The organism is Bradyrhizobium sp. USDA 4449 (assembly GCF_054056275.1).
This window is the reverse complement of record NZ_JBSRYD010000001.1, coordinates 2,250,906-2,269,361: the sequence shown is the minus strand read 5'-3', so window position 1 is coordinate 2,269,361 and position 18,456 is coordinate 2,250,906. Positions and strand designations below refer to the sequence as shown.

14 protein-coding genes are annotated in these 18,456 nt (G+C 64.9%); 3 read left to right on the top strand and 11 right to left on the bottom strand.

Translation table 11 applies throughout. The features are described 5' to 3' along the window. Window positions 1-2: 2 nt before the first annotated feature. Entirely contained in the window at window positions 3-1,559 is a 1,557-nt protein-coding gene (locus tag ACVIIW_RS10765; RefSeq protein WP_456700717.1) for a DHA2 family efflux MFS transporter permease subunit, read from the top strand. A 93-nt stretch (window positions 1,560-1,652) separates the two neighbouring features. Here the strand turns inward: ACVIIW_RS10765 and ACVIIW_RS10760 are convergent, their stop codons facing one another. The 5 genes from ACVIIW_RS10760 to pcaF form a co-directional block, all read right to left on the bottom strand. Beyond that, window positions 1,653-2,714, bottom strand: coding sequence for a phosphotransferase family protein (locus tag ACVIIW_RS10760; RefSeq protein WP_456700716.1), 1,062 nt, complete (start codon window positions 2,712-2,714; stop codon window positions 1,653-1,655). Between the two features lie 189 nt (window positions 2,715-2,903). Beyond that, window positions 2,904-3,506, bottom strand: coding sequence for a protocatechuate 3,4-dioxygenase subunit alpha (pcaG, locus tag ACVIIW_RS10755; RefSeq protein ID WP_456700715.1), 603 nt, complete (start codon window positions 3,504-3,506; stop codon window positions 2,904-2,906). Window position 3,507: 1 nt separating this feature from the next. Beyond that, entirely contained in the window at window positions 3,508-4,209 is a 702-nt protein-coding gene (pcaH, locus tag ACVIIW_RS10750; RefSeq protein WP_456700714.1) for a protocatechuate 3,4-dioxygenase subunit beta, read from the bottom strand. Window positions 4,210-4,332: 123 nt separating this feature from the next. Continuing rightward, entirely contained in the window at window positions 4,333-5,226 is an 894-nt protein-coding gene (locus ACVIIW_RS10745) for a dioxygenase family protein (RefSeq protein WP_456700713.1), read from the bottom strand. Between the two features lie 62 nt (window positions 5,227-5,288). After that, window positions 5,289-6,497, bottom strand: a complete 1,209-nt coding sequence (gene pcaF / locus ACVIIW_RS10740; protein ID WP_456700712.1) for a 3-oxoadipyl-CoA thiolase — start codon at window positions 6,495-6,497, stop codon at window positions 5,289-5,291. 216 nt (window positions 6,498-6,713) lie between these two features. On the opposite strand from pcaF, the gene mutS reads away from it, so the two are divergent. After that, window positions 6,714-9,452 (top strand): DNA mismatch repair protein MutS, encoded by a 2,739-nt coding sequence (gene mutS / locus ACVIIW_RS10735; protein ID WP_456700711.1) that lies wholly within the window; start codon window positions 6,714-6,716, stop codon window positions 9,450-9,452. Between the two features lie 9 nt (window positions 9,453-9,461). Here mutS and ACVIIW_RS10730 read toward each other — a convergent pair whose 3' ends face one another. The 6 genes from ACVIIW_RS10730 to ACVIIW_RS10705 form a co-directional block, all read right to left on the bottom strand. After that, window positions 9,462-11,138 (bottom strand): methyl-accepting chemotaxis protein, encoded by a 1,677-nt coding sequence (locus ACVIIW_RS10730; RefSeq protein ID WP_456700710.1) that lies wholly within the window; start codon window positions 11,136-11,138, stop codon window positions 9,462-9,464. 227 nt (window positions 11,139-11,365) lie between these two features. Further along, entirely contained in the window at window positions 11,366-12,193 is an 828-nt protein-coding gene (locus tag ACVIIW_RS10725; RefSeq protein ID WP_456700709.1) for a hypothetical protein, read from the bottom strand. A 39-nt stretch (window positions 12,194-12,232) separates the two neighbouring features. Continuing rightward, a complete protein-coding gene (locus ACVIIW_RS10720) occupies window positions 12,233-12,742 on the bottom strand; it encodes an OsmC family protein (RefSeq protein ID WP_456700708.1) in 510 nt (169 codons plus the stop codon). Window positions 12,743-12,795: 53 nt separating this feature from the next. Beyond that, the gene (locus ACVIIW_RS10715) at window positions 12,796-13,581 is read right to left on the bottom strand and encodes an ABC transporter ATP-binding protein (RefSeq protein ID WP_456700707.1); all 786 of its coding nucleotides are present in this window, start codon (window positions 13,579-13,581) and stop codon (window positions 12,796-12,798) included. A gap of 4 nt (window positions 13,582-13,585) precedes the next feature. Then, window positions 13,586-14,431 (bottom strand): ABC transporter permease, encoded by an 846-nt coding sequence (locus ACVIIW_RS10710; protein WP_456700706.1) that lies wholly within the window; start codon window positions 14,429-14,431, stop codon window positions 13,586-13,588. Between the two features lie 70 nt (window positions 14,432-14,501). Further along, complete coding sequence (locus ACVIIW_RS10705) at window positions 14,502-15,473, bottom strand: aliphatic sulfonate ABC transporter substrate-binding protein (protein WP_456700705.1); 972 nt, start codon at window positions 15,471-15,473, stop codon at window positions 14,502-14,504. Window positions 15,474-15,661: 188 nt separating this feature from the next. Here ACVIIW_RS10705 and ACVIIW_RS10700 point away from each other — a divergent pair, with 188 nt between their 5' ends. Continuing rightward, window positions 15,662-18,451, top strand: a complete 2,790-nt coding sequence (locus ACVIIW_RS10700) for a [protein-PII] uridylyltransferase (protein WP_456700704.1) — start codon at window positions 15,662-15,664, stop codon at window positions 18,449-18,451. Window positions 18,452-18,456: the final 5 nt, after the last annotated feature.

Below are 18,456 nucleotides of genomic sequence, written 5' to 3'. Positions count from 1 at the left end.
CGATGTCCGGTCCCAATGCCAGCCTGATGGTCCCCGGCCTGCGCCGGAACATGGTGACGATCTGCGCCATGACGGCGACCATCATGCAGGCGCTGGACACGACCATCGCCAACGTCGCGCTGCCCTACATGCAAGGCACGCTGTCGGCCTCGCAGGACCAGATCAACTGGGTGCTGACCTCCTACATCGTCGCCGCCGCCATCATGACGGCGCCGGTGGGCTGGATCTCCAATCGCTTCGGCCGCAAGCGCATCTTCATCATTTGCGCGGCCGGCTTTACACTCGCATCCGTGCTGTGCGGGTTGGCGCAGGACATCAACCAGATGGTGCTGTTCCGCCTGCTGCAAGGCGTGTTCGGCGCGGCGCTGGTACCACTGTCGCAGTCCGTCATGCTGGACTATTACACGCTCCAGGAACGCGCCACGGCGATGTCGATCTGGGGCATGGGCGTGATGATGGGGCCGATCATGGGGCCTTCACTCGGCGCCTGGCTGACCGAGACCTATTCCTGGCACTGGGTGTTCTTCGTCAATTTGCCGTTCGGCGTCGTCACCGTGCTCGGGCTCGGCATCTTCATGGACGAGACCGACAAGAATCTCAGCCTGAAGTTCGACTGGTTCGGCTTTGGCGCGCTGGCGATTGCGATCGGCGCGCTTCAACTCGCGCTCGACCGCGGCGAGCAACTCGACTGGTTCGAGTCGGCCGAGATCGTGACCGAGTTCATCGTCTCGGGTATCGCCTTCTATTACTTCTTCGCGCACTCCTTGACGACCTCGCGGCCCTTCATCCAGTTCGCGCTGTTTCGGGATCGCAACTTCCTGACCGGCTGCATCTTCATGACCGTGATGGGTCTGGTGCTGTACTCGACCATGGCACTGGCCTCGCCTTACCTCCAAAACGTCATAGGCTATCCCATCATGACCGCCGGCGGCCTGCTTGCGAGCCGCGGCTTCGGCACTTTCTTCGCCATGATGATGGTCGGCCGCATCATGCGCTACATCGAGGCCCGTACGCTGATCATCTGCGGCCTGACGCTGACCGCCGCCTCGCTGTTCCAGATGACCGGCTGGACCGACCAAACCCAGGTGCCGGAGATCGTCGTCGTCAGCGTGATCCAGGGCTTTGGCTTCGGTCTCGTCTTCGTTCCGCTCTCGACCGTGGCGTTCCTGACGCTGCCGAACCATCTGCGCACCGACGGCACCTCGATGCTGACGTTGATGCGTAACGTCGCCAGCTCTGTCGGCATCTCCGTCGTCATCGCCCAGCTGACGCAGGGCACGCGCAGGACCTATGCGATCCTCTCGGAGTCCATCAACCCGTTCAACCATGCGCTGCAGATGCCGAACGTGCGGAGCATGATCGACCTCTCCACCGATGCCGGCCGCGCCATGGCCGACCGCATGGTCAGCATCCAGTCGCAGATCATCGCGTTTGCGCGCGACTACCAGCTCGTGATGTTCTTCATCCTCTGCACCATCCCGCTGGCGCTGATGATCGGTTCGACCAAGGCGTCCTTGCGCAAGCAGGCGGCGGGGCCGGAACATGCGGTGATGGAGTAAAGGGCGCGGCTCGAGCCTTGTCGTCGTTGGAGCAGCGAAGCAATCCAGACCTTCTCCGCAGCAGCAGTCTGGATTGCTGCACGCGCGCCGCCCCTACAGCAACTCCTCGCACCCCAAATCCTCGACCGCCATCATCACCCGCTCCAGATTGTTCCACCAGATCCCCGGCGGGATGTTGATGGCCCATTGCCAGACCGGCTTGGTGATGTGCCAGAGCACCGACCAGCGGTAATCCTGATCGAGCGCGCCGCGCGTGTAGCCGGCCACGCCATGTGCGAGCAGCGTCTCGTGGTAGCGATTGAGCAGCGGCCGCTCGAGCGCCTGCCGGCGCTCCGGATACCATTGGATCGCCATCATGTAAGCGAGGTCGTGGGTGGGCACATTGATGCCCCACAGGTCGAAATCGAAGATACGCACGGTGTCGGCGACGTCCGCGCGCGGCAGCAGGAAATTCCAGGTATGCGCGTCGCCATGGACAATGCTGACGTGGCGGTGCGAATGATAGCGCTGCGACAGCCGTGCTGACTGTTCGATGAGACGGCGATAAAGGATGCGCCGTTCCTCACTCAAGCGATCGCCGAGCTCGTCGGCGAAGCGATCGTAATGCCCGGCGAAGGTCTCCAAATGCGCTGCGCTGTCCTCGGCGCTCGCCCAGGTGCCGACGGTCTCGCCGAGGCGAGGATGATTCCACCATGCCGCATGCATGCGCGCCAAGGTCGTGACGATGGCCATCGACTGATCTCGCGAAGGTGGCACCGTCGGGACAGTCGCGAGTTCATGACTGTCGGTGAGATCTTCGAGCAGGAGATGCCATTTCCCGCTCTCCGCATTGAAATGCCCGTCGAAGCAGCGCGGCACGAATCCCGGCGGCATGTTCGGGGCGAGCTGCGTGTAAAAGGCGACTTCGTGCTCGCCGCGATCCGCAAGCGTCCGAGCGAAGCCAGCTTGCGCCATCTTCAGAACCAGGGTCTGCGGCGAACCGGCGGACTCCCCGACATAGCGCAGACCAAGCCTGGTGATGTGCGAGACCACGGTGTCGCGCTCATGCAGCACCTTCACCTCGCGCACCGCGCCCGCGTCCAGCGCGCCGGCCTTGCGCAGCGCAGCCGTCAGGTAACCGGGCTCAGCGACCGCCGGCAATTGTGAGGATGTCATGAGTCGCGCCCCCCGGTGCCGCGCACATTCTGCACGATCACCCAGGGAAGCGCTACACCCTCTGTTTGCGTCCCGGACAGGCGAAGCGCAGATCCGGGACCCCATCACGGCAGCATAGTTTGGCGAAGGCAGGCCATGACTCTCGCGCAACAATGACTGCTGCGGCCCGGCCTTCACCGGGACAGCGCGTCACATGTCGAAGAACACCGTCTCGTTGTCGCCCTGCAAGCGCAGGTCGAGCTTGTAGACGGCCTTGCCGGTCTCGCGCACCGCAGTCAGCGTGGCGCGGCGATCGGCTGGAACCAGCGCCAGCACGGGATCGGCGGCGTTGCCGGCCTCGTCGCTGAAATAGATGCGGGTATAGAGGTGCCGCAGCATGCCGCGCGCGAACACGGCCAGAACGATGTGCGGCGCCTGCGGCTTACCGTCAGGATCGGGCACGACGCCCGGCTTGATGGTGTCGAAGGAATAATTGCCGTCCTTGTCGGTGCCGCAGCGGGCGAAGCCGCGGAAGCTGGCGTTCGGCAGCGCGCGCTTGTCCTGCGGATCGGCGTAGCGGCCCTGCGCGTCCGCCTGCCAGATCTCCAGCATGGCGTCGGGCACCGTGGCGCCGTCGCCATCGAGCACCCGGCCCTCGATACGAACGCGGTCACCGGAGACGTCTGCAGTCAGCGTCGAGCTGGTGAAGGCGTCGTTCCAGGAATATTCGCCGGTCGGCGTCAGGCCGTATTTGAAGAACGGGCCGACGGTTTGCGACGGCGTGATCCCGTCGGGCTTCACAGAATCCTGCACGTTAGTGGTTCTCCATGGGGGTGGCGTTCTTGCCGCGCAGCACGATGTCGAAGCGATAGCACAGCGCCCATTCGGGCTTGGTATTCTCCAGGTCGAACGACGAGACCATGCGCATCCGCGCCTTCTCGTCCGGCACCGAATTGAAGATCGGATCGAACGGGAACAGCGGATCTCCAGGGAAATACATCTGCGTCACCAGGCGGCTGACAAAGGAATGGCCGAACACCGAGAGGTGGATATGGGCAGGGCGCCAGGCATTGTGGTGATTGCCCCAGGGATAGGCGCCCGGCTTGATGCTGACGAAGCGGTAATAGCCTGACGCATCGCTCACGGTGCGGCCCGCGCCGGTGAAGTTGGGATCGAGCGGCGCCGGATGCTGGTCGCGGACATGGACGTAGCGGCCACAGGCGTTGGCCTGCCAGATCTCCACCAGAGAATCGGGTACACCGCGGCCGTCCTCGTCGCGGACATGGCCATGCACGATGATGCGCTCGCCGAGCGGTTCGCCCTTGTGCTGGGTGGTGAGGTCGCCGTCGCCTTCGCGCACGGTCTCGTGGCCATAGACCGGGCCGGTGAGTTCCGACAGCGTGTGGCGCATCGGGATCAAGGGCTTGCTCGGTGCGCGCTTGATCGAGCTCTTGTACTCGGGCGACAGCGGCAGCGGATGGGCCTTGTTGCTGCCTGTGGGATAGATGAATGTCATTGGCGAACTCCTCCCCGGCCATTCTGGGCCAGCCGAACCAGATTTGCGCCAATCATTATAGGATATAACTAATTTGGGGAAGCGGGTTCAGCGCCTTCCCGAACCCGGCATTCGGCCGGCATCCTATTTGATCGGCGCACGCGGCAACACGGCTTCCCCGGCCTCGAGCCGGTAGGTGTGGTCGAGCGAATACCAGGGCGTTGCGACATCAGGCGCGGTCGGATGCGGCGTCTCGTGACGCACGAATTTGCCGATCAGCGCTTGTGTCACGCCGAACTGCACGTCGCTGTCGATATGGGGGTCGTTGGGATCGTAGACCTGCGAGATCAGCACTTTGAAGCCCGGCTTGAAGATCAGGGCATGCAGGTGCGCGGGACGATAAGGGTGCCGGCTCTGCGCCTCGAGCAGGCGGCCGACCACGCCATCGGTCGGAATGGGGTAGCCGATCATCATCACAGAGCGGAAGGCGAAGCGGCCATCCTGGTCGGTCGTGAACTTGCCGCGCAGGTTCATGTCGGCCTGCTCGGGATCCTGGTTCTCGTAGAGGCCAACCGGCGAGGCGTGCCAGACGTCGACCTCCGCACCGGCGACCGCACGGCCGTCCCTGTCAACGACGCGGCCGCTGACGAACAGCGGCGCGCCCGGGGTTTCGGAGCGGACGATCGATCCGCCGTTCTCAACCCGCGGCGAGTTCAACCGCCAGAACGGGCCGAGCAGCGACTGGTCGGTTTCGGTGTTGCCCTGATCGCCGTTGTTGAGCAGGCACACCAGCGGCGAGACACCGAGCGAGCCCGCCATCAGCACGACTTCGTTATGCGTGTCGGTGGTCAGCTTGCCGAGCTCGGCGATGATGGCGGTGGCGTCGCGGAATTCCTTCTCGGTCAGCCTGACGTCACGCACGAAGCCGTGCAGGTGCTTGACCAGCGAGACCATGATTTGACGCATCCGCGGATCGGACGTCCGCTCCATCACCGCAAGAGCGGCGGTCGTGACGTCCTGCTCGCGTTCGATGATCATGCTCGCCTCTCACCAGGACTCCTCACCTCTCCCCGCGTGCGGGGGAGAGGCGAGGAAAGAGTTCAATTCACCTTCTCGATTGCGACGGCGACGCCCTGGCCAACGCCGACGCACATGGTGGCGAGCGCGAGCTTGCCGCCGCGCTTTTCCATGCCGTGCACGGCGGTGAGCGCGAGGCGCGCGCCGCTCATGCCGAGCGGATGGCCGAGCGCGATGGCACCGCCATGCGGATTGACGAAATCGGCATCATCGGCGACGCCAAGCTGGCGCATGCAGGCGATGCCCTGCGAAGCGAACGCTTCGTTGAGCTCGATCAGATCGAAATCGGTGATCTTCTTGCCCAGCCGTTCCATCAGCTTGCGGGTCGCGGGCACGGGGCCGATGCCCATGATGCGCGGCGGCACGCCGGCCGAGGCGAGGCCGAGGATTCGCGCGCGGGGCGTCAGACCATGCTTCTTCACGGCAGCTTCGGAGGCGAGGATCATCGCGGCGGCGCCGTCATTGACGCCGGAGGCGTTGCCGGCCGTGACCGTGCCGGGATTGCGCACGATCGGCTTCAGTTTCGCCAGACCTTCCAGCGTAGTCTCGGGACGCGGATGCTCGTCCTTGTCAACAGTGGTCGGGCCGGCCTTGCCACCGGGAATGGTGATCGGGGTGATCTCTTCCGCGAAATAGCCAGCAGCAATCGCCTTGCCCGCTCGCTGCTGCGAGCGGATTGCGAAGGCGTCCTGGTCGGCGCGCGAGACCTGGAATTCCTCGGCGACGTTCTCGCCGGTCTCCGGCATCGCATCGACGCCATACTGCGCCTTCAGCAGCGGATTGATGAAGCGCCATCCGATGGTGGTGTCGAAGATCTCGGCGGAGCGCGAGAACGCTTCCTGCGCCTTGCCCATCACGAAAGGCGCGCGGGTCATGGATTCAACGCCGCCGGCAATCGCAAGCTCGACCTCGCCCGACCGAATGGCGCGGCCCGCGGCACCGACCGCATCGAGGCCGGAGGCGCAGAGCCGGTTCAGCGTCTGGCCTGGAACCGAGTCCGGAAGCCCGGCAAGCAGCAGCGCCATGCGCGCGACGTTGCGGTTGTCCTCGCCGGCCTGGTTGGCGCAGCCGAAGAAGACTTCGTCGACCTGTGCCCAATCGAGATTGGGGTGCTTGGCCATCAGCGTCCTGATCGGGGCCGCGGCGAGGTCATCGGCGCGCACCTTGGCGAGCGAGCCGCCGAAACGGCCGATCGGGGTCCGCACGGCATCGCAGATAAAGACGTCACGCATCGCTGTTCTCCCTGAATGCCGCGGTTCGGCCAGAATTCCTTGATGTCGGCGGAGTTTTAGGAGGGCGCCCGCGGCAGGTCAATTGACGGTTTTCTGCGTCTTCCCCGGGGTGCGCACGCCGGCAACGCATGCCGCGGTGCGGACAACGTGGAAAACCTCCCCTCGCAGGCCAAAGCCATAGGAGCAGGAGGCGAAATTTTGTAGGTTGCGCCGCTCATGACAGTCCAACAGCCGATACCCCTACCGCCGCCCGACGACGTTCCCGCGCAGCCAGCGGAAGCCGCCCCGCGCGTCACGCCGATGATGGAACAGTACCTCGAGATCAAGGCGGCACATCAGGGTCTGCTGCTGTTCTACCGGATGGGCGATTTCTACGAGCTGTTCTTCGAGGATGCCGAGATCGCCTCGAAAACACTCGGCATCGTCTTGACCAAGCGCGGCAAGCATCAGGGCAACGACATCCCGATGTGCGGCGTACCGGTCGAGCGCTCCGAGGATTATCTGCACCGCCTGATCAGCGCCGGCCACCGGGTCGCGGTGTGCGAGCAGACCGAGGATCCCGCCGCCGCCAAAGCGCGCGGCAACAAGAGCGTCGTGCGCCGCGGCGTGGTGCGGCTGGTGACCCCGGGCACGCTCACCGAGGACACGCTGCTCGACGCGCGCGCCAACAATTACCTGCTGGCGATCGCGCGGGCGCGCTCGTCCACCGGCGGCGATCGCTTCGGCCTTGCCTGGATCGACATCTCCACCGCCGAATTCGCGGTCACCGAAGTTTCGGGCGGCGAGCTCGCCGCGACACTGGCGCGCATCAATCCGAACGAAGCCATCGTTAGCGACGCTCTTTATAGCGATAGCGAACTCGGACAGACCTTGCGTGAGCTGCCGGCGGTGACCCCGGTGACCCGCGACGTCTTCGATGGGGCCACAGCCGAAAAGCGCCTCTGCGATTACTTTGCCGTCGCGACCATGGACGGGCTGGCGCAGCTGTCGCGGCTGGAAGCCACGGCTGCCGCCGCCGCGGTCACCTATGTCGACCGCACCCAGGTCGGCAAGCATCCGCCGCTGTCGCCGCCCGCGCGCGAAGCCTCGGGCGCGACCATGGCGATCGATCCGGCCACCCGCGCCAATCTCGAGCTGACACGGACGCTCGCGGGCGAACGCCGCGGCTCGCTGCTCGATGCGATCGACTGTACCGTGACCTCGGCCGGCTCGCGCCTGCTGGCGCAGCGGCTGGCGGCGCCTTTGACCGACGCGCCGGCGATCGCGCGGCGGCTCGATGCCGTCAGCGCTTTCGTCGCTGACGCAGCCACGCGCGAAGACATCCGCAGCATCCTGCGCGGCGCGCCTGACATGTCGCGGGCACTGGCCCGTCTCTCGGTCGGCCGCGGCGGACCGCGTGATCTTGCCGGCCTGCGCGATGGCATCCTCGCCGCCGACCAGGTGCTGGCGCGGTTGTCCGAGCTCGACCAGCCGCCGCAGGAGATCGCCGTGGTGATGGCCGCTTTGCAGCGGCCTTCGCGCGAGCTCGCCGCCGAGTTCGCCCGCGCGCTCGACGAACAATTGCCGCTGATCAAGCGGGACGGCGGTTTCGTTCGTGCCGGCTACGAGCCGGCGCTCGACGAAGCGCGCAACCTGCGCGATGCCTCGCGCCTGGTCGTGGCCTCGATGCAGGCGCGCTACGCCGACGACACCGGCGTCAAGGGCCTCAAGATCCGCCACAACAACGTGCTCGGTTATTTCGTCGAGGTCACCGCGCAGCATGGCGACAAGCTGATGTCGGCGCCGCTGAACGCGACCTTCATCCATCGCCAGACGCTGGCGGGCCAGGTGCGCTTCACGACCTCCGAGCTTGGCGAGATCGAGGCTAAGATCGCCAATGCCGGTGATCGCGCGCTCAACCTCGAGCTCGAGATCTTCGAGCGGCTCTGCGCCAGGGCGCTCGAGATCAGCGACGATTTGCGCGCGGCGGCGCAAGGCTTTGCGCTGCTCGATGTGGCGACCTCGCTGGCCAAGCTCGCCGTCGACGAGCACTATGTGCGGCCCGAGGTCGATGGCTCGCTCGGCTTTGCCATCGAGGCCGGCCGCCATCCCGTGGTCGAGCAGGCCTTGAAGCGTAACGGCGAGCCGTTCATCGCCAATGCCTGCGATCTCTCGCCCACGCCAGCGCAAAAGTCCGGCCAGCTCTGGCTGCTCACCGGTCCGAACATGGCGGGTAAATCGACCTTCCTGCGCCAGAACGCGCTGATTGCGCTGCTCGCGCAGATCGGCAGTTTCGTACCGGCGACGCGCGCGCGGATCGGCATCATCGACCGCCTGTTCTCGCGCGTCGGCGCCGCCGATGATCTCGCGCGCGGCCGCTCCACCTTCATGGTGGAGATGGTCGAAACCGCCGCGATCCTCAACCAGGCCGGTGAACGCGCGCTTGTCATCCTCGATGAGATCGGCCGCGGCACCGCGACTTTCGACGGCCTTTCCATCGCCTGGGCCGCGATCGAGCATCTGCACGAGAGCAACCGCTGCCGCACGCTGTTCGCAACGCATTATCACGAGCTGACCGCGCTCTCGACCAAGCTGCCGCGCATGTTCAACGCGACGGTCCGGGTGAAGGAGTGGCAAGGCAATGTCGTATTCCTGCACGAGGTGCTGCCGGGCTCGGCCGACCGCTCCTACGGCATCCAGGTCGCCAAGCTCGCCGGCCTGCCGCCGGCCGTGATCACGCGCGCCAAATCCGTACTGGCAAAGCTGGAGGCACAGGACCGCGGCCAGACCGCCCGGGCGCTTGCCGACGATCTGCCGCTGTTCGCCGTCCCCTCGCGCGCGGCCGCCGAAGCCGCGCCGCCGACCGAGGCCGAGCTGCTGATGGACGCGGTGAAGGCGCTGCACCCCGACGAGATGTCGCCGCGCGAGGCGCTTGATGCGCTGTATGCGTTGAAGGCCAAGCTGCCGAAGCAGTGACTGGGCCGGTTACGCTCTTGCCGTGATCGCCGCGGCCTCTGCGGCGGCACGCTGCATGCTGGTCGACATCTCGTTGGTGACCGTGCTCTGCTCCTCGATGGCAGCCGCGGTGGAGGTGACGTATTCGCTGACGTTGTTGATCGCCTGCTTGATCGAGCCGAGCGCGCCGACGACATCGCCCGAGATGCCGTTGAGACTGCCGATCTCCTGGGCGATCTTGTCGGTCGCCTGCTTGGCCTGGTTGGCGAGGCTCTTCACTTCGGATGCCACAACGGCAAAGCCGCGACCGGCTTCACCGGCACGGGCCGACTCGATCGTGGCATTGAGTGCGAGCAGGTTGATTTGACCGGTGATGCTGTTGATCATCTCGACGATGCCGCTCATCGCCTGCGCCGCTTCGGTGAGGCGCTGAGCCTGAGCATCGGCGGCGGCGACCTGGTCCACGGCGCTCATCGCGGTTTCGCGCGACTTGGTCATCGCCTCGGAAATCTCGCGCACCGAGGCATTGAGCTCTTCCGAGCCGGCGGCGACCGATTCCATCATGCCGCGGACGCGCTCGTTGCCCATGCGAACCAGCACCTGCTTGGTGGTGTCGGTGGCATATTTCACCACCTTGAACGGCTTGCCGTTGAGATCGATGATCGGATTGTAGGAGGCCTGGATGTAGATCTCCTTGCCGCCCTTGCCGATCCGCTTGTATTCGGCCGCCTGGTACTGCCCGCGGTTGAGTGCGGTCCAGAACTCGCGATAGGCGGGGCCGTCGCGCTCGCCGGGCTCGACGAACATGCTGTGATGCTTGCCCTTGATCTCCGCCAGCGAATAGCCGACCGTGTGCAGGAAGTTCTCGTTGGCGGTGATGATCGTGCCGTCCATGTTGAACTCGATCACGGCCTGCGCCTTGTCGATCGCCGAGATCTGACCCGCCAGATCGGCATTCTTCAGCTTCTCCGCGGTGACGTCGGTTGCAAACTTGACGACGCCATAGGGCTTGCCGTTCTCGTCGAGCAGCGGATTGTAGGAAGCGAGAATCCACACTTCCCTGCCGCCCTTGGCGATTCGCTTGAATTCGCCGGTCTGGTAGTCGCCGCGGTTGAGCGCGGCCCAGAATTCGCGATAGGCCGTGCCGTTGCGGTCGGCCTCGGCCACGAAAAGGCCGTGATGCCTGCCCTGGATCTCGGCAGGCGAATAGCCGAGCGCCTTGCAGAAATTTTCGTTGGCGGAGACGATGGTGCCGTCGAGCTTGAACTCGATGACGGCCTGGGCACGGCTGATGGCGGCGATCTTCGATGCGTCCGTCATGCTCCGGATCTTCTTCGCGGTGATGTCGGTCGCAATCTTGGCAACCATCACAGTCTTGCCATCGCCGTCGAGCACCGGATTGTAGGATGCTTCGATCCAGACCTCGCGACCGTCCTTCGCGATCCGCTTGAATTCGCGTGCCTGATACTCGCCGCGGTTCAATGCAGCCCAGAACGCCTTGTACTCGGCGCTGTCGCGCTGCCCGACGGGCACGAACATCGAGTGATGCCTGCCCTGGATTTCGTCGAGCCGATAACCTAGTGCGTCGAGAAAGTTCTTGTTGGCGGTGATGATGGTGCCGTCAAGCTTGAATTCGATCATCGCCTGCGAACGGCCGATGGCGTCGAGCCGCGCCTGTGCATCAGCATGGGACTTGCGCCCGAACATCCAAATATCTCCTCGTTGAGAAATCGTCTCGCACCACGGGGCGGCATCGCCTTCGCGCTCGAGAGTTTTCGACTCGTCCTAAACTCACGGTGCACCGGTCGAACTGGCCCACGTTCAAGGTTGGGTGCCTCGACAGCTGAAGCGTACATTTACGGGCAAGTCACAAAGATTAAATTAACGATGGCAGCGGGATCGCGCAGCCGAACACCGCAGAACTACGCGGCTGATCACCGCAAAATATCGGGACCGGATGCTTGCGCTTGAAGGCGCCGAGTTCTGCGTCCATTCCACCACAGTGTCAGGTTCCACGTCACGCAAGTTGCAAGCGCAAGCAGGAGGCCTACCGCCGATCCAAAGTTCACCACTGCGACGTGCATCACCGCAATCGCCATGCCGAATCCGAGCAGGCCCCAGGCGGAATTGGCGAGCACGGCAGCGGTCGGAGGGCCGCCGATGCGGGGATGCAGGATCACCATCATGCTGGTGAAGACGATCGGGTAGAGCGCGATGACTCCGGAGACGCGAGGGCCGACCCAGCCCGAAGTCGAGACGACGATCGCAACCAGCGTTGCGACCAGCGCGGCGCGGAACGGGATGTCGTACCAGCGGCGGGTCACCAGCGGCATCTTCACATGCCGGTACCGTGCGAGCAGCGGAATGCAGACGCCGAAGGCCACCAGGTTGACGGCGAGCCCAGCCGTCAACGTCCAGTCGAACAGACGGATGATCGACGCCAGCACGATCCATACCGCTACCGCGCTCCCGACACTCACGGCAAAGCTATGCCGCTGCGCCAGCACGACGTAGGTCAGCCCCAGGAAAATCGTCGCGGCGTTGATCGGCAGGCTCGACAGCGCCCCCTGCGCAATGAAAGCGGCGTCATGGTCGATCGCGAGGAAGACATAAGACGGCCCCGCCGAGATCGGCAGCGTCGCCACAAGTGCCCCGATCACCGGGCCGGAGCGCTCGGTGATGATGGACGCCGACACCACGAAGGCGGCCGCAACCGCCATGCGCAGCACGAGGAAAAGGATGTAGGAGAGTTCGGCCGGCATTTTTTCTTCTTGCCCGCCCCGTCGAGGGGGAAGGCGGCACTACATCCGCTGCATCGAGACCGAAACCTTCGGGCCGTTCTTGATGGTCTGATAGACCACACAATAGCGCTCGGTGAGTTTCAGCAGGAGGTCGAGCTTGTCCTGCGGCGCCGGCGTATCGACCTCGAAGCGCAGGCGGATCTCGGCGAAGCCGACCGGAGTCTCCTTGTCGACGCCGAGCGTGCCGCGGAAATCGAGATCGCCCTCGGCATAGACGCTCCCGGTGGTCAGCGGCACCTCGATCGCAGTCGCGACCGATTTCAGCGTGACGCCGGCGCAGGCGACCAACGCCTCGAGCAGCATGTCGCCGGAGCAGAGTTCGAGGCCGGAGCCGCCGGTGGCGGGATGCAGACCAGCCATCGCGATGGCGCGGCCGGTCTCGACCTTGCAGGCGATGCCTTCGCTGTCGGTCGAGCCCTTGGCCTTCAGCGTGATCATCGCGGTCTTGGGATCGGTCTTGTAACGCTCCTTGATCGGGGCCTGCATCTGGCGCAGTTCTGCGGCGTCCATCTTGTTCTCTCCCGGAAAAATCGCTCTCGATGTACCGGCTCAGAGCGAAAATGTCACCACCACATGGCCTGACCGGGACCCTGGGTTGCGTCACGGTCGGGCACGTTGCGGTCGAGCGAACGGTCGAGTGACGTCAGCACACTGCGCTTGAAATTCTCGAACAGCGGCGAATTGCGGTCGCGCGGCCGGCCGAGATTGATCTCGATCTGGTCGAACAGGCGCCCCGGCCTGGGCCGCATCACCAGCACGCGGTCGGCCAGCACCACGGCCTCGTCGACGTCGTGTGTGACGAGGATCAAGGTCGGGCGCGTGTCGGCCCAGAGGTCGAGCAGATGATCCTGAAGGTCGCGCCGCGTGAAGGCATCGAGCGCCGAGAACGGCTCGTCGAGCAGGAGCACCTCCGGCTGCGGCACCAGCGCGCGGGCGATTGCGACGCGCTGCGCCTGTCCGCCGGAGAGCTCACGCGGCCAGGCCTGCGCCTTGTCAGCAAGGCCAACGCGTTCGAGAGCGCGCGCCACCTTCTCGCGCCGCTCGGCCGCCGGGACATCGGCGAGTCCAAAAGCGATATTGTCGGCGACGCTGAGCCAGGGGAGGAGCCGTGGCTCCTGAAAGATGATGCCGATCTTGGCATGTGGCGAACTGATCGCCTCGTCGTCGAGCGTCACCGTGCCCGAACTCGCGCGATCGAGGCCGGCGATGGCGCGGAGCAACGTCGACTTGCCGCAGCCGGAGCCGCCGATGATGGCGAGGATCTCGCCCTGCTTGACGTCGGCGGAGAAGCGCGCCAGCGCCTGCACGCCATTGGGATAAGTCTTGCTGACCCGATCGAGCGCCAGCATTGCCTCAAGCTCCCTTCGTGCGGCCGAACGCGTCCTGCCAGCGCAGGAACGGCGCGGCCGCGACCTCGATCAGCCAGTCAGTGAGCTTGCCGAGGATGGCGAAGATCACGATCGCGGCCATGATCTGCGCGGGCTTGCCGAGCTGCTGGCCGTCGAGCAGCAGATAGCCGAGGCCTTCGGAAGCGCCGATCAGTTCGGCCGCGACGACGAACATCCAGCCCAGACCGAGACCGACGCGCAAGGACACGACATAGGCCGGTAGCACGGCGGGCAGCAGGATGCGGCGGATCATGGCCGGGCCGGAGAGCCGGAACACGCGTCCGACCTCGAATATCTTGCGATCGACCGAGAGGATCGCGCCCATCACACCGAGATAGACAGGGAAGAACACGCCGACCGCGATCAGCGCGATCTTGGACGTCTCGAAAATGCCGAGCCAGAGGATGAACAGCGGCACCCAGGCGAGCGAAGGAATCGCGCGCAGCGCCTGCACGGTGGGGTCGAGCAGCCGCCGCGCCAGCGACCAATAGCCGGAGATGGCACCAAGCAGCGTACCCGCGACCACGCCGAAGGCGAAGCCGAGGCCGACGCGCCACAGCGTCGCGGCGATGTGGCGGATCAACTCGCCGGAACGAGCGAGATCGGCGATGGTGGCAAGGACGCGCGAGGGCGGCGGCACCAGGCGGCCGTTGGACCAACCGAACCAGACCACGAGCTCCCAGCCAACTGCCAGCAGAAATGGCAGCAACAGCCCCAGCATCGGCCGCGCATACCGCGACAGCCGCGAGGACGCGGCGACGTTTTCGGCTGGTTCCGAAGACTGTTGCAGGACGGGCGCGTCGGAGATCATGGCAGGTAGGAAGCGCGTCCGGGGCGGGAATGCAAGGAGCCTCTTACCCTCCCCTGGAAAGGAAGAGAGATCAATTCGCCGGTAGCGGAACCTGGTCGTCGATCAGGGCATCCAGCGTCGCCTTCACGTCGACCTTGGCATCGACGACGCCGGCCTGCTGGAGCGCGAGGCCGGCCGCGAGAATCGACTCGCGCTGGGACGCGCCGATGCGGCTGTGGGTGAGCTCGGTGCGTTCCTTGAGCTGCTTGTCAACGACCGCATCGGGCAGCTTGGTCACCGCGATGAAGGTCTTCTTCAGCTCGTCGTAATTCGCCAGCGAATACTTTCGCGCTTCCTCATACGCCGCGAGCACGCGGCGGGCGGCGTCGGGATAGTCCTTCAGGAACTGCTCGCGCACATTGAGGATGCCCCAGGTGTTGGCATCGGCCTTGCGATAGAACAGCTTCGCGCCCTCCTCGACCTCGGCCTGCGCCATCATCGGATCAAGACCGGCCCACGCATCGACGTCGCCGCGGATGAGCGCGGTCTTGCCGTCGGCGTGCTGCAACAGCACCGGCGTGATGTCCTTTTCAGTGAGACCGGCACTGAGCAGGGCGCGCACCAGGAAGATGTGCGGATCGGTGCCGCGCGTCACTGCGACCCGCTTGCCCTTCAGGTCAGCGACGCTGGCAATCTTGGAGTCCTTGCCCGTGACCAGCGCCGTCCATTCCGGACGCGAATAGACATAGATCGACCTGATCGGGTTGCCGTTGATGCGCGCGACCAGCGCGGCTGAACCGGCGGTCGAGCCGAAATCGATGGAGCCGGCATTGAGGAATTCGAGCGCCTTGTTGGAGCCCGCGGACTGCACCCAGGTGATGGCGATGCCGTCTTTGGCGAACTCCTTCTCCAGCAGCCCCTTCTGCTTCAGGACCATCGACACTGGATTGTAAGTCGCCCAATCGATGCGGATCTCCTTGAGCGGATCAGCAGCCCGAGCCGCGGCGGTCATGGCGAGGGCCGCGGCTCCCGCCAGAAGAATGCGTCGTGTCACGTTGCTCATGCCCAAACTCCTTCAGAATTTCTTTGCTTTTCAATGAGTTATATCTGGAGGTCAACGGGAAAATCAGCCCCTTGAAAGCGCGCGACCCGAGAACAATTTTGCCCGAGGACCGACCTTTCCAGCATGGAACGACTATTGCCTGAGAATGGCTGATGACAGCGCCTGTCACCTCTTATATCGGGTGAGACATGGATAGCGTTGCGACCGAGCCCAAGCCACAGGTGGATGATCGTTTCGATACCGCGCGGATCACCGCCGCGATCGATGCGCTTGCCGAAAAGTACCAGGGGCGCGAGGACGCGTTCCGCACCGCGACCGCGCAACTGCTCAAGAGCGAGCTGCTCGCGGCACGCGCCGCAGCGCAGGCGATCCTCCTGAAGGACCGCCACGGCCGCCGCTGCGCCGAGCGACTCTGCCACGTGCAGGACGAGATCATCCGCATCCTCTATTCGGCCGCGACCCGACATCTCTATCTGTCGCCGATCCCGACCGGGGCGGAGCGCATGGCGGTGGTCGCGACCGGCGGCTATGGCCGCGGCCTGATGGCTCCCGAGTCCGATATCGATCTGTTGTTCATCCTGCCCTACAAGCAGACCGCCTGGGGCGAGCAGGTCGCCGAAGCCATTCTCTATTGCCTCTGGGACATGGGATTGAAGGTCGGCCACGCCACGCGCTCGGTCGATGAATCGATCCGGCAGGCGCGCGGCGACATGACCATCCGCACCGCCATCCTGGAGACGCGCTTTCTCACCGGCGACCAGCCGCTTTATGACGAGCTGGTCGCGCGCTTCGACAAGGAAGTGGTGCAAGGTACCGCGTCCGAATTCGTCACCGCAAAGCTTGCCGAGCGCGAGGAACGTCACCGCCGCGGCGGCCAGTCGCGCTATCTGGTCGAGCCCAACGTCAAGGACGGCAAGGGCGCGCTTCGCGACCTGCACACCTTGTTCTGGATCGCGAAATACGTCTATCGCGTCCACGATACCGACGAGCTGGTCGAGCGCGGCGTATTCGACGCGCAGGAGTATCGCAGCTTCCGCCGCTGCGCCGATTTCCTCTGGTCGGTGCGCTGCAATCTGCATTTCTACTCCGGCCGGGCCGAAGAGCGCCTTTCCTTCGACCTCCAGCGCGAGATCGCCGTCAGGCTCGGCTACACCTCGCATCCCGGCATGCAGGACGTCGAGCGCTTCATGAAGCACTACTTCCTCGTCGCCAAGGAAGTCGGCAACCTCACCGCCATCCTCTGCGCCAAGCTCGAGGACCAGCAGGCCAAGCCCGCACCGGTGCTGAGCCGGATGATGGCGCGCCTGCGCCCGACGCCGGCAAAGCGGCGCGTCCCCGACAGCGACGACTTCATCGTCGACAACAACCGCATCAACGTCGCCGCGCCCGACGTCTTCAAGCACGATCCCGTCAACCTGATCCGCATCTTCCGTCTCGCGCAGAAGAACAACCTCGCCTTCCATCCCGATGCAATGCGCGACGTGACGCGCTCGCTCGGGCTGATCAACGCGCAGATGCGCGAGAATCCCGAGGCCAACCGGCTGTTCATGGAGATCCTGACCTCCGACAACGCCGAGATCGTGCTGCGCCGGATGAACGAGACCGGCGTGCTCGGTCATTTCATCCGCGCCTTCGGCAAGATCGTCTCGATGATGCAATTCAACATGTATCATCACTACACCGTCGACGAGCATCTGATCCGCTGCGTCGGTTTCCTCCAGGACATCGAGCGCGGCGGCTTCGAGGAGTTCACGCTCGCCAGCGATCTGATGCGCAAAATTCGCCCCGAGCATCGCGCGGTGATCTACATCACGACGCTGCTGCACGACATCGCCAAGGGCCGGCCCGAAGATCACTCGATCGCGGGCGCCAAGGTCGCGCGCCGGCTGTGCCCGCGGCTCGGCTTCAGCGCGGCGGACACGGAGCTCGTGGCCTGGCTGATCGAGGAGCACCTGACGATGTCGACGGTCGCGCAATCGCGCGACCTCTCCGACCGCAAGACCATCGAGAACTTTGCTGCCGTGGTGCAGTCGGTCGAGCAGATGAAGCTGCTCACCATCCTGACCACCGCAGATATCCGCGGCGTCGGTCCGGGCGTCTGGAACGGCTGGAAGGCGCAGCTGCTGCGTTCGCTGTATTACGAGACGGAACCGGTGCTGACCGGCGGCTTCTCGGAGGTCGACCGCGGCAAGCGCCTCACGGCTGCCTACGCCGAATTCCGGAACGCCTTCGCCGAATGGCCGGCGGACGAGCTCGACGCCTATATCGGCCGGCACTATCCGGCCTATTGGCTCAAGGTCGAGCTGCCGCGCAAGATCCGCCACGCGCGCTTCGTACGTTCGAGCGAACAGGCCGGCCACAAGCTCGCGATCAATGTCGGCTTCGACGAAGTGCGTGGCGTCACCGAGCTCACGATCTTCGCCGCCGACCATCCCTGGCTGCTGTCGATCATTGCGGGCGCCTGCGCCTCGGCCGGCGCCAACATCGTCGACGCCCAGATCTACACCACGACCGACGGCCGCGCGCTGGACACGATCTCGATCTCCAGGGAATACGACCGGGATGAGGACGAGGGAAGGCGCGCCACGCGCATCGGCGAGATGATCGAGGATGTGCTCGAAGGCAAGCTGCGCCTGCCGGAAGTGGTGGCGCGGCGTACCGTGCGCAGCAAGGCAAAGCCCTTCGTGATCGAGCCTGAGGTGACCATCAACAACCAATGGTCCGATCGCTACACCGTGATCGAGGTCTCCGGCCTCGATCGACCCGGCCTGCTCTACGAGCTGACCACGGCGATCTCCAAGCTGAACCTCAACATCGCCTCAGCCCATGTCGCGACCTTCGGCGAGCGTGCCCGCGACGTGTTCTACGTCACGGACCTCTTGGGCGCGCAGATCAACGCGCCGACCCGCCAGGCCGCGATCAAGAGCGCGCTGACCCACGTGATGGCGGGTGACAAGGCGGTTCAGCCGGCGGCGTAGGCTGC

What these genes read in the sequence shown, in the direction of transcription:
- ACVIIW_RS10710 (WP_456700706.1), bottom strand. Translation starts at nt 14,431, where the DNA reads ATGATCTCCGACGCGCCCGTCCTGCAACAGTCTTCGGAACCAGCCGAA.
- ACVIIW_RS10700 (WP_456700704.1), top strand. Translation starts at nt 15,662, where the DNA reads ATGGATAGCGTTGCGACCGAGCCCAAGCCACAGGTGGATGATCGTTTC.
- pcaH (WP_456700714.1), bottom strand. Translation starts at nt 4,209, where the DNA reads ATGACATTCATCTATCCCACAGGCAGCAACAAGGCCCATCCGCTGCCG.
- pcaF (WP_456700712.1), bottom strand. Translation starts at nt 6,497, where the DNA reads ATGCGTGACGTCTTTATCTGCGATGCCGTGCGGACCCCGATCGGCCGT.
- mutS (WP_456700711.1), top strand. Translation starts at nt 6,714, where the DNA reads ATGACAGTCCAACAGCCGATACCCCTACCGCCGCCCGACGACGTTCCC.
- ACVIIW_RS10705 (WP_456700705.1), bottom strand. Translation starts at nt 15,473, where the DNA reads ATGAGCAACGTGACACGACGCATTCTTCTGGCGGGAGCCGCGGCCCTC.
- ACVIIW_RS10720 (WP_456700708.1), bottom strand. Translation starts at nt 12,742, where the DNA reads ATGGACGCCGCAGAACTGCGCCAGATGCAGGCCCCGATCAAGGAGCGT.
- ACVIIW_RS10730 (WP_456700710.1), bottom strand. Translation starts at nt 11,138, where the DNA reads ATGTTCGGGCGCAAGTCCCATGCTGATGCACAGGCGCGGCTCGACGCC.
- ACVIIW_RS10760 (WP_456700716.1), bottom strand. Translation starts at nt 2,714, where the DNA reads ATGACATCCTCACAATTGCCGGCGGTCGCTGAGCCCGGTTACCTGACG.
- ACVIIW_RS10715 (WP_456700707.1), bottom strand. Translation starts at nt 13,581, where the DNA reads ATGCTGGCGCTCGATCGGGTCAGCAAGACTTATCCCAATGGCGTGCAG.
- ACVIIW_RS10765 (WP_456700717.1), top strand. Translation starts at nt 3, where the DNA reads ATGTCCGGTCCCAATGCCAGCCTGATGGTCCCCGGCCTGCGCCGGAAC.
- ACVIIW_RS10725 (WP_456700709.1), bottom strand. Translation starts at nt 12,193, where the DNA reads ATGCCGGCCGAACTCTCCTACATCCTTTTCCTCGTGCTGCGCATGGCG.
- ACVIIW_RS10745 (WP_456700713.1), bottom strand. Translation starts at nt 5,226, where the DNA reads ATGATCATCGAACGCGAGCAGGACGTCACGACCGCCGCTCTTGCGGTG.